This is a genomic window from Bacillus sp. LB7, assembly GCF_030449715.1.
GTDB classification, from domain to species: Bacteria; Bacillota; Bacilli; order Bacillales; family Bacillaceae; genus Bacillus; species Bacillus paralicheniformis.
The window spans coordinates 449,287-458,791 of the sequence record NZ_JASGCA010000002.1 but is presented as its reverse complement, the minus strand read 5'-3'; the positions used below and the strand labels follow the sequence as shown (position 1 = coordinate 458,791).

The 9,505-nt window shown below is 45.2% G+C and carries 13 protein-coding genes; 5 read left to right on the top strand and 8 right to left on the bottom strand.

Annotated elements, in window-relative coordinates; translation table 11 throughout:
* Positions 1 to 114: 114 nt before the first annotated feature.
* Both sodA and QMZ64_RS04910 read right to left on the bottom strand, forming a co-directional pair.
* Complete coding sequence (sodA, locus tag QMZ64_RS04915) at positions 115 to 723, bottom strand: superoxide dismutase SodA (protein WP_065644171.1); 609 nt, start codon at positions 721 to 723, stop codon at positions 115 to 117.
* Positions 724 to 906: 183 nt separating this feature from the next.
* Positions 907 to 1,389: a DUF456 domain-containing protein gene (locus QMZ64_RS04910; RefSeq protein WP_243943110.1), complete on the bottom strand. Its 483-nt coding sequence runs from the start codon at positions 1,387 to 1,389 to the stop codon at positions 907 to 909.
* 158 nt (positions 1,390 to 1,547) lie between these two features.
* Between QMZ64_RS04910 and QMZ64_RS04905 the strand changes: the two genes are divergently transcribed.
* From QMZ64_RS04905 to ispG, 3 genes are all read left to right on the top strand, one after another.
* The gene (locus QMZ64_RS04905) at positions 1,548 to 2,306 is read left to right on the top strand and encodes a DUF1189 domain-containing protein (protein WP_265626309.1); all 759 of its coding nucleotides are present in this window, start codon (positions 1,548 to 1,550) and stop codon (positions 2,304 to 2,306) included.
* Positions 2,307 to 2,390: 84 nt separating this feature from the next.
* The gene (locus tag QMZ64_RS04900) at positions 2,391 to 2,696 is read left to right on the top strand and encodes a LysM peptidoglycan-binding domain-containing protein (RefSeq protein ID WP_020452212.1); all 306 of its coding nucleotides are present in this window, start codon (positions 2,391 to 2,393) and stop codon (positions 2,694 to 2,696) included.
* 106 nt (positions 2,697 to 2,802) lie between these two features.
* Positions 2,803 to 3,921: a flavodoxin-dependent (E)-4-hydroxy-3-methylbut-2-enyl-diphosphate synthase gene (gene ispG, locus QMZ64_RS04895; protein ID WP_085959519.1), complete on the top strand. Its 1,119-nt coding sequence runs from the start codon at positions 2,803 to 2,805 to the stop codon at positions 3,919 to 3,921.
* A 38-nt stretch (positions 3,922 to 3,959) separates the two neighbouring features.
* On the opposite strand, the gene QMZ64_RS04890 is transcribed toward ispG, so the two are convergent.
* Positions 3,960 to 4,331: a DUF4190 domain-containing protein gene (locus QMZ64_RS04890; RefSeq protein ID WP_301441151.1), complete on the bottom strand. Its 372-nt coding sequence runs from the start codon at positions 4,329 to 4,331 to the stop codon at positions 3,960 to 3,962.
* Between the two features lie 137 nt (positions 4,332 to 4,468).
* On the opposite strand from QMZ64_RS04890, the gene QMZ64_RS04885 reads away from it, so the two are divergent.
* Positions 4,469 to 5,053, top strand: a complete 585-nt coding sequence (locus tag QMZ64_RS04885; RefSeq protein ID WP_265626308.1) for a hypothetical protein — start codon at positions 4,469 to 4,471, stop codon at positions 5,051 to 5,053.
* A 68-nt stretch (positions 5,054 to 5,121) separates the two neighbouring features.
* Here the strand turns inward: QMZ64_RS04885 and zur are convergent, their stop codons facing one another.
* From zur to QMZ64_RS04865, 4 genes are all read right to left on the bottom strand, one after another.
* On the bottom strand, positions 5,122 to 5,553 hold the full coding sequence (gene zur, locus QMZ64_RS04880; RefSeq protein ID WP_243943104.1) for a zinc uptake transcriptional repressor Zur: 432 nt from the start codon (positions 5,551 to 5,553) through the stop codon (positions 5,122 to 5,124).
* Positions 5,531 to 6,391: a metal ABC transporter permease gene (locus QMZ64_RS04875; RefSeq protein ID WP_023855222.1), complete on the bottom strand. Its 861-nt coding sequence runs from the start codon at positions 6,389 to 6,391 to the stop codon at positions 5,531 to 5,533. Before QMZ64_RS04875 ends, zur begins: the two co-directional genes overlap by 23 nt.
* Positions 6,391 to 7,167 carry a metal ABC transporter ATP-binding protein gene (locus QMZ64_RS04870; RefSeq protein ID WP_023855223.1) on the bottom strand — a complete coding sequence of 259 codons (777 nt, stop codon included), beginning with the start codon at positions 7,165 to 7,167 and terminating at the stop codon, positions 6,391 to 6,393. The genes QMZ64_RS04875 and QMZ64_RS04870 overlap by 1 nt, the downstream gene beginning before the upstream one ends.
* 143 nt (positions 7,168 to 7,310) lie before the next feature.
* The gene (locus QMZ64_RS04865; protein ID WP_265626307.1) at positions 7,311 to 8,195 is read right to left on the bottom strand and encodes a YitT family protein; all 885 of its coding nucleotides are present in this window, start codon (positions 8,193 to 8,195) and stop codon (positions 7,311 to 7,313) included.
* 129 nt (positions 8,196 to 8,324) lie between these two features.
* Here QMZ64_RS04865 and QMZ64_RS04860 point away from each other — a divergent pair, with 129 nt between their 5' ends.
* On the top strand, positions 8,325 to 8,579 hold the full coding sequence (locus QMZ64_RS04860) for a DUF2624 domain-containing protein (protein ID WP_023855226.1): 255 nt from the start codon (positions 8,325 to 8,327) through the stop codon (positions 8,577 to 8,579).
* 27 nt (positions 8,580 to 8,606) lie between these two features.
* Here the strand turns inward: QMZ64_RS04860 and QMZ64_RS04855 are convergent, their stop codons facing one another.
* Positions 8,607 to 9,500 (bottom strand): deoxyribonuclease IV, encoded by an 894-nt coding sequence (locus QMZ64_RS04855; protein WP_301441150.1) that lies wholly within the window; start codon positions 9,498 to 9,500, stop codon positions 8,607 to 8,609.
* Between the last annotated feature and the right edge of the window lie 5 nt (positions 9,501 to 9,505).

Sequence of the window (9,505 nt, the reverse complement as noted above, 5' to 3'; positions counted from 1 at the left end):
TCGTCGGAAAAATAGAACAAAATGGACAAAAATAGGTCGGATCATAGAAATCCGACCTATTTTGTCAACGGTCTGAAGGCCCGCTATTAAGCGGGCCTCTTTTCTCAAGCTGGATTATTTTGCTTCGCTGTAAAGGCGTGCAACTTCATCCCAGTTAACGACGTTCCAGAACCCTTTAATGTAATCTGGACGACGGTTTTGGTAATTCAGGTAGTATGCGTGCTCCCATACGTCAAGACCTAAAATAGGAGTCTTGCCTTCTGAAAGAGGAGAATCTTGGTTTGGCGTGCTTGTGATTTCAAGCTCTCCGTTATTGACAACAAGCCATGCCCAGCCGGAGCCGAAACGGCCAGCTGCTGCAGCGGCAAAGTCTTCTTTGAATTGATCGAAGCTGCCGAATTTGCCGTTGATCGCTTCTGCCAATTCACCAGTCGGAGCGCCTCCTCCGTTTGGAGAAAGAAGTTTCCAGAACAATGAGTGGTTGGCATGTCCACCGCCATTGTTGCGGACAGCTGTGCGGATGTTTTCCGGTACAGCATCAAGGTTTGCAACAAGCTCTTCAACAGATTTGCTTTCAAGATCCTGTTTGCCTGCCACCGCTTCGTTCAATTTTGTAACATATGTGTTATGGTGCTTCGTATGGTGAATATTCATCGTCTCTTTGTCGATGTGTGGTTCTAACGCATCGTAAGCATAAGGTAATTCTGGAAGTTTGTAAGCCATCATCAATTCCTCCTTAATATTGTATGTATTGAAATGCCGCCTTTAGCAAGCCTTTCCTCTTTCAATGTATCAAAAGAAAAGGCTTGTTTCAATGGAAATGCTCACAAAATGATCACAAGTGCATTTCAAGCGCTCACTAAACTTTATCCTTTTCACCTTCTTTTTAAACATGCAGGGAAAAATTTAAAGCACAGTATATAAAAAGTAGCCGATCATGATTAACTGGATCACGCTTTTAGCTAAAACTCCGGAAATAAAACCGATCAGCGAACCGATTCCAATTTTAGCGGCAGTTTTGATATCCTTCTGATGAACAATCATCTCACCTGCCAAGGCCCCGATAAAAGGCCCCAAAATAATGCCTGCCACCGGTATCACAAACGGTCCGATCAAAAGGCCGATCGTGCTGCCCCATATCGCCGCCCTGCTGCCGCCGAAGCGCTTAATACCGAGGAGATTTGTAATATAGTCGGCGGCAAACAATACGGCTGTAAAAATGCCTTCAATGATCCAGAATAAGTAGGAGTAATGCCCGAATGTAAATAAAAATCCGTATAGAACAAAGCCGGCTACGATGAAAACGACGCTCGGAATGATGGGATAAACAAGGCCGATGAACGCAATGATGAACATCGCCGCAACGATGATCCAATATAAAACATCCATGCGAATCCCCTCCAATCGATTGTGATGCTTCATATTATACCCATTTTTCCAAAAGGAAACTTCCAGAACCCCTGTTGATCGATAAGTTTTCTTGTATTCGTCCTTTTGTGACGATACAATAATGCAGATACATTATAGAAATAGGAAGTGAAAAACGAATGAATTTATTTCAGCGATTTTTTAAAAGTACATATTCCCCTCACGCGATTGGCAAAATGCGTTTCCAAGGCATAGGGAGAACGATTTTATACGTATTTTTGCTCAGCATCATCGCCGCTCTCCCGAACCTTTACCATATCAGCAGCGGAGTGGTGAATACAATGAACAGCTTTCAGTCAGCTGTGAAAGAATTCCCCGATTTCTCCATAAAAGACGGCTCACTGCAAACAGATGCAAAGAAAGCGATTGAATCACAGTCATTCGGATTTGTCATCGTTTTTGATCCGAGCGGCTCTTATAAAACAAAACAGATTGAAGACAAACGGAATTCCGTCGGCATCCTGAAAGATAAGTTCGTTATCGCCATTGACGGCCAAGTCCAGGAAATGCCATACACAATGCTTCCCGAGGACATGTCTAAGGATGATATCCTTTCTTTAGTTGATCAAAATAAATCGGTGATTGTTCCCGTCTTATGCGTTCTGCTGTTTTTGGCGACGGCAGCCGGAAAATTCATTGATGTCTCGGTTCTTGCCGTCATCGGGCTGATCATTCGCAATGGTCAGAAGAAAATGCTCTCTTATAAACAGCTTTGGGTGATGTCTGCTTATTCGATCACGCTCGCAACCGTGTTTTTTGCAATTATGGACGCGCTGGAGGCAGTGGTTCCAAGTCAGTTTCTCCTGAACTGGTTTGTGAACTTTATCATCCTGTTTCTCGCCATTAAAGAGACGCCGGCTTCTAAAGCAGCAAGGTAAAACGGGCAGGAGCAAATTTATTGTCATGTTGAAAGAGGGACAAGCGTAACATAATAAAAAATGCACGAAATGGGGACAAATCAGATGAAACGTGTGATTGTGCTGTTTTCGATTTTGCTCGCCCTGTTCATTGTTTATTATGACTTGAAATCAGGCACCATCCCTCAAAACGCCTTGCCGGCTTCAACCATGGCAGCGGAAGCTCCGGCTGCAAGCCTGCAATATAAGACCGTTACCGTCAAACCCGGACAGACCGTATTTTCAATCATCGGGAACAGCGCCGTTCCGGCCGACAAAATAGCCGAAGATTTTGAAGCGCTGAATCCGAATGTGAAGGCGAGCCGCATTCAAGCAGGCGTCACCTACAAGTTTCCCGTTTATCCTGAATAAGCGTTAATTTCTTGTCAGTTTCATGAACGGGCTGTTACAATAAGACTTGTAAACGATTTGGTATAAGAAAAGGAGCAACCGCCTCCGAATTATACTTAAGGAGCGAATTCAAGTGAGTGAAATCACACATCGTACAAAAACGCGTCCCGTTAAAGTGGGACCTTTAACAATAGGCGGCAATAACGAAGTCGTCATTCAAAGCATGACAACAACGAAAACACATGACGTTGAAGCAACCGTCGCCGAAATCAACAGACTCGCGGAAGCGGGATGTCAAATCGTCCGCGTCGCCTGTCCTGATGAACGGGCTGCAGACGCGATTCCTGAGATCAAAAAGCGGATATCCATCCCTCTTGTCGTGGATATTCATTTCAACTATAAATTGGCTTTAAAAGCGATCGAAGGCGGAGCCGATAAAATCCGTATCAATCCTGGGAACATCGGCCGCCGCGAAAAGGTTGAAGCGGTTGTCAATGCAGCGAAGGAAAAGGGCATTCCGATCCGGATCGGCGTCAATGCGGGCTCTCTGGAAAAACGTATCCTTGAGAAATACGGCTATCCGACAGCAGACGGCATGGTCGAAAGTGCACTGCACCACATTAAAATTCTTGAAGATCTCGATTTCCACGATATCATCGTCAGCATGAAAGCGTCTGATGTAAATCTGGCGATTGAAGCGTACGAAAAAGCGGCAAAAGCATTCGATTATCCGCTTCATTTAGGCATCACCGAATCGGGAACGCTGTTTGCCGGTACGGTGAAAAGCGCCGCCGGTCTCGGCGCGATCCTTTCAAAAGGAATCGGCAATACATTGCGGATTTCTTTAAGCGCGGACCCGGTCGAAGAAGTAAAAGTCGCCAGGGAGCTCCTGAAATCTTTCGGGCTCGCTTCCAATGCGGCGACATTGATTTCCTGCCCGACTTGCGGCCGGATCGAAATCGATTTGATCAGCATCGCCAATGAAGTCGAAGATTACATCGCTAAAATCAAGGCGCCGATCAAAGTTGCCGTTCTCGGCTGTGCCGTCAACGGTCCCGGAGAAGCGCGCGAAGCCGATATCGGAATTGCCGGCGCACGCGGCGAAGGCCTCCTGTTCCGCAAAGGCGAAATCGTCCGGAAAGTGCCTGAGGAAACGATGGTCGAGGAATTGAAAAAAGAAATCGACAAGCTCGCCGAAGAGCATTATGCCAAACAAGCGGCCGAAAAAGAAAAATTAAACACATAATAAAAAAAGCTTGACGGATATCCGTCAAGCTTTTTCCGTTAGAAAAACGGGGTGATGAATATGCCAAGCACCAAGGAAACTGCACCGATACCCATTGCCCATGCTCCTAAGCCAGCTGCTCCTTGTCTTCTGGCTATATAACCGACAATGATCCCTGCAATTCCTAACAGCACTGGAAGCATAAACAAGGAAATAATCGAAAGCGCAAGCCCGATATATCCGGTTACACGTCCGCCGGCAGCATCGGCATCGTTACGCGCTTCGCCGTTGTCCCTGTTATCTGTACGATAAGTCGGGGCAACTTCTGCTGCTGTTTCTTCTAAAAAGTCATCATTATCTAAAGTCGCATCGACTAGGTCAGCATCATAACCGGCCCGGTTACGATCGCGAACATTTTGATCTCTTTCCATTCGATATCCCCCCTCTTTAATCCATAAAGGAGCATTTATAGTTTAAGCATTTTAGCCCGATTCATGTTTGCTAAACTTTACTGTAAATGTTAAAAGATTATGATACACTGGAGGAATGGATGATAAGGAGTGTGGACATGTTACATTTAGGAATCGATATTGATGGAACGATTACTGCCCAGGATACTTTTGTTCCCTATTTGAACGAGTCGTTCAGCCTCTCCATTACATTGGAAGATATTAAGGAATATGACTTAACAAAGCTGCTGAATATATCCCAAGAAGATTTTTGGAAATGGATGAACGAAAACGAGCCCCGCATCTATCAGGAAGCGCTGCTGGCTCAATATGCCAAACAGACGCTGGATGAGCTGAAAAAACAGCATAAGCTGATATACATTACGGCAAGAAGACACCATCTGGAGGATATCACCTTTAACTGGTTCGAGAAACGCGACATTCATTATGACCATATAGAACTTGTCGGCGGACACGATAAACTGGAAGCCGTCTTCAGGCATGAAATCGATGTTTTCTTTGAGGACCACCACGGGAATGCAACCATGATTGCAAAAGAAGCAGGCATTCCGGTTCTGTTGTTTAATACGCCGTACAATCAGCTTCCAACCGATTCAAACATCGTCAGAGTCGACAGCTGGCTTGAAGCCGCCGAATGGCTGAAAAAGAACGCGAAAACGATTAAAGGCGCAAAAAGCATGTAAGATAAAGTCTCTTACATGCTTTTGCGTTAAAAAGGCATATGGCTTTAAACGCCATATGCCGCTTTTCTTTACTGCGCTTCCGTGCTATTTTCTTCGCATCGCGGGCACGTTCCGTAAATTTCAAACTTATGGCCGCTGATCTGGTAGCCGTCAAGATCGTCTGTCAGCTTTTCCATCGGACATAGTTCGATTTCCTTCGTTTTGCCGCACACCATGCAAATAAAATGATGGTGGTGATGAGCAGAAGAACATTTAAAACGAAACAGCTTTTCACCGGAAAGCTCAGTCGTTTCCAATATGCCGAGTTCTTCAAACAGCGACAAATTCCTGTAGATCGTATCAAAGCTTAACCCCGGATAATCATCGTTTAAAGCGGAAAGGACATTTTTCGCCGTTAAATATTTATCAGAATCACTAAACAGCTGAAGCATATCCTCCCGTTTGCTTGTATATTTATATCCTTTTTCCTTCAGTAAATCAAGCGCTTCCTGTACGTTCACGGCGAATCCTCCTTTTGATTTTATTATAACTGATGCACAGTATCAGGATAAAGATCGACAGCATCACGATCGTTCCCCCCGGCGCCAGATCGAGATGATAAGCAAGCACCAGGCCGACGATGACGGAAAGTTCACCGAATAGGATCGATAAGAAGATCGCCTGCTTAAACCCCTTGGCAATGCGCATGCTCGCAGCGACAGGGAGCGTCATCAGCGCTGAAACGAGAAGCGTACCGACGATTCTCATAGAGGCGGCGATCACAAGCGCAACGATCAAAATAAATATAAAATGAATCCACTTCGCGGAAATCCCCGAAGCTTTTGCATGCTCTTCATCAAATGACAGGAGAAACAGCTCTTTAAAAAGGGAAAACACCACGATCAGAACGGCTGCGGAAATTCCGACGATCACCAGCATGTCTTCCCGCGAAACAGCGCTGACGCTGCCAAATAGATAGCTGAACAGATCCGTATTAAATCCGTCCGCAAGCGAAATAAAAATAACGGAAATCCCGATTCCTCCCGACATGATAATCGGGATCGCCAGCTCCTGATAATGTTTATAAACCGTTCTCAGCCTCTCGATGATCAAAGAGCCGGCAACGGAAAACGCCATTCCGAAATAGATCGGGCTGACCCCGGCGAGCACTGCAAACTGTTTGCCTGCATACAGGCTCGCCGCTATGCCGGCTAAAGAAACGTGGCTGAGCGCATCCGCGATCAGCGACAGGCGCCTGACAACGATGAATACACCGAGCAAGGGCGCGATGAGGCCGATTAATATTCCTGAAATAAAAGCGTTTTGCAAAAACTCATAATGAAAAAAAGGTGTCAGCATTATTCGTGTCCTCCATGATGATGGTGATTGTGGCTGATGGCTTGAACATCATGCCCGTAAAATTGAGACAAGTCTTGATCTGTCATGGACTCAAACTCTTCTGTATTGCCGTGAAAATGAAGATGTTTATTCATGCAGGCAACGTGTGTGACTTTATCGGAAACCGTGCCGACATCATGGGTGACAAGAATGAGCGTAATGCCTTTTTCACGATTCAACTTCTCCAGCAGCTTGTAAAACCCTTCAACTGTTTTTTGATCGACTCCAACCGTTGGCTCGTCAAGAATGAGCAGCTTCGGTTCGCTCACAAGCGCTCTCGCGATGAAAGTTCTTTGCTGCTGTCCTCCCGAAAGCTCACCGATGTTTCTGTCTTTCAAGGACGTGATGCCGACGGCTTCGATCGCTTCATCCACCTTTTGCTTATCGGCTTTAGACATGCGCCTGAATAAGCCGAGCTTCGCTGTTAAACCGCTTGCCACCACTTCATATACTGAAGCGGGAAAACCGGTGTTAAAGCTGTTTGCTTTTTGGGATACGAAGCCGATTTTGCTCCAGTCCTTAAATTTTCTGAGAGGGACGCCGAACAAATTAAGTTCGCCTGTCTGCGGCTTAATCAGCCCGAGAATGCATTTCAGCAATGTCGTCTTTCCCGATCCGTTTGGACCGACCAAGCCGAGAAAAGTCCCTTCTTCAATGTTTAAATTGATATCTTCTATCACATTTCGATGATCATAGGAATATGATACATGCTTCATTTCAATAATAGGTTGTTTCAATACGTTCACCTTCAAACTCTCCAGAATCATTACGATTTATCGCACAAAAAGAAAATGGCAGCCGAAAAGCAGCAAGCCATTTTCACGATTGACCAGTTCATCTTTAAATTATACATATAAACTAAAAAAAAGTAAATGAAAGCCTAATGGATGGCGTTTTTGAACTTTCCTCCACGCGTTTCGTGCGTGTCCATAATCGTAATAAAAGCATTGTGATCAATATCGAAAACAATCGATTTCAGCTTCGTCACTTCAAGCCTGGTCACAACGGCATAAATCACCTCTGTGTCCTCATCGGAATAGCCGCCTTTCCCTTTGAGCTTGGTCGTTCCCCGGCCGAGGCGATGCAGCAGCGCATCGGAAATCTCCTCGTATTGATCTGAAACGATGATAACCGCTTTCGTCTCATCAAGCCCTTGAATAACGGCGTCGATCGTCTTCATCGCAATATAGTATGTCATAACCGAAAACATAGCCTGCTCAAGGCCGAATACAAAGCTTGCCCACGCAAAAATAAAGACATTGACGAACATGACAAATTCGCCGACTGAAAACGGCAGCTTTTTCGTAAGCAAAATGCCGAGTATCTCAGTTCCATCCATAGAACCGCCGTTACGAATAACAAGCCCTACGCCGAATCCGAGCAGAAGACCGCCAAATACGGCTGCCAGGACGGGCTGAGTCGTAACCCCTTCTACATGATGCAACAAGGTTTCGATAATTGACAAGCTGATGATTCCGATCAGGGTTGAAATTAAGAACGTTTTTCCGATGTGCTTGTAGCCTGAAAACATAAACGGAATGTTAAGAACGACGACGAGCAGTGCGAAGTTGATATACGGAGTATCTTTAAAAATGTAGTCCAATATTAGTGACATGCCGATAATGCCCCCATCAATGATGTTGTTCGGCACTAAAAATAATTCGATGCTGGCGGCTGCGCAGGCAGCCCCGACGAGAATCATGACGATCCGGAATGCCATTTTGACCGCTGATTCTTTTTTATGCTGTTTTGTGGTATTTGCCATTCTGTCTCTCCTTTTCCCAAACTGGCCAAACCGTCCCTTATCATCATCATATCATTTAACAGACTGAAATAAAAAAATGACACATTTTTAATTTTACGCCATACATTAGTTCAGAGGGGAGGAATGGACGTGATTTTATTTCAAAAAATCGTGCTACAGCGTTTAAATCAGGTCACGGCTGACGAGGTGCTGAAGTACGCTAAACAATACGGAATTCATGTAACAAGAAAACAGGCGCTTGAAGTAGAAAAGCTTGTGAAAGGAAAAAACATCAATATTTTTAATGAGGAAGAACGCAATAAACTGCTCAAGCAGGTGGAAGCGGTCACTTCAAAAGAAGCGGTGCAGCTTTTGAACCAGCTGTTTTCTCAATACGTATCATAAAAAGGGGAGCTGATACGCCCCCCTTTTTTATTGCTGCTTGATTTTTTCCAGCAGCCCTTCATCAAACTGTTTATTTTTAAGCATTTCAATTTCAAACCGGTACGGCGGCTTTTTGTTCTTTTTATCTTCTCCTACATAAGGCGTTTCAAGGATTTTCGGAATATATGTCAGCTGATCGTGGTGAACGATGTATTGAAGCGCATCAAAACCGATTTCTCCAAATCCGATGTTTTCGTGACGGTCTTTTCTCGCGCCTCTGACATTCTTGCTGTCATTAATATGAAGCACTTTTAAACGGTCGATTCCGACGATTTTATCGAATTCGTTTAAGACACCGTCAAAGTCGGATACTACATCGTAACCTGCGTCATGGGTATGGCATGTATCGAAGCAGACGGATAAATGTTCATTGTGTGTAACGCCTTCGATGATCTGTGCCAGCTCCTCAAACGACCGCCCGCATTCTGAACCTTTGCCGGCCATCGTTTCCAAAGCGATCTGCACATTCTGATTCGGGTCGATGACCTCGTTCAATCCTTCGATGATTTTTTGTATGCCCGCTTCTGCGCCCGCACCTACATGAGCTCCCGGGTGAAGAACGATTTGTCTGGCGCCGATCGCCGATGTCCTTTCAATTTCAGAACGCAGGAACTCGACACCGAGCTCAAATGTGGCCGGATTTGTTGTATTGCCGATATTGATAATATACGGGGCATGAACGACGATATCAGAGATGCCGTTCTCCTCCATATGAGCCCTTCCTGCTTCAATATTCAAATCCTCGATTTTTTTCCTGCGCGTGTTTTGCGGCGCTCCCGTATAGATCATAAATGTATTGGCGCCGTAGGAGCTTGCCTCCTGACTGGCCGCGAGCAGCATATGTTTTCCGCTCATTGAGACGTGTGAACCGATTTTCAACAAAACTG

What these genes read in the sequence shown, in the direction of transcription:
- sodA (WP_065644171.1), bottom strand. Translation starts at nt 723, where the DNA reads ATGGCTTACAAACTTCCAGAATTACCTTATGCTTACGATGCGTTAGAA.
- QMZ64_RS04910 (WP_243943110.1), bottom strand. Translation starts at nt 1,389, where the DNA reads ATGGATGTTTTATATTGGATCATCGTTGCGGCGATGTTCATCATTGCG.
- QMZ64_RS04905 (WP_265626309.1), top strand. Translation starts at nt 1,548, where the DNA reads ATGAATTTATTTCAGCGATTTTTTAAAAGTACATATTCCCCTCACGCG.
- QMZ64_RS04900 (WP_020452212.1), top strand. Translation starts at nt 2,391, where the DNA reads ATGAAACGTGTGATTGTGCTGTTTTCGATTTTGCTCGCCCTGTTCATT.
- QMZ64_RS04890 (WP_301441151.1), bottom strand. Translation starts at nt 4,331, where the DNA reads ATGGAAAGAGATCAAAATGTTCGCGATCGTAACCGGGCCGGTTATGAT.
- QMZ64_RS04885 (WP_265626308.1), top strand. Translation starts at nt 4,469, where the DNA reads ATGTTACATTTAGGAATCGATATTGATGGAACGATTACTGCCCAGGAT.
- QMZ64_RS04875 (WP_023855222.1), bottom strand. Translation starts at nt 6,391, where the DNA reads ATGCTGACACCTTTTTTTCATTATGAGTTTTTGCAAAACGCTTTTATT.
- QMZ64_RS04865 (WP_265626307.1), bottom strand. Translation starts at nt 8,195, where the DNA reads ATGGCAAATACCACAAAACAGCATAAAAAAGAATCAGCGGTCAAAATG.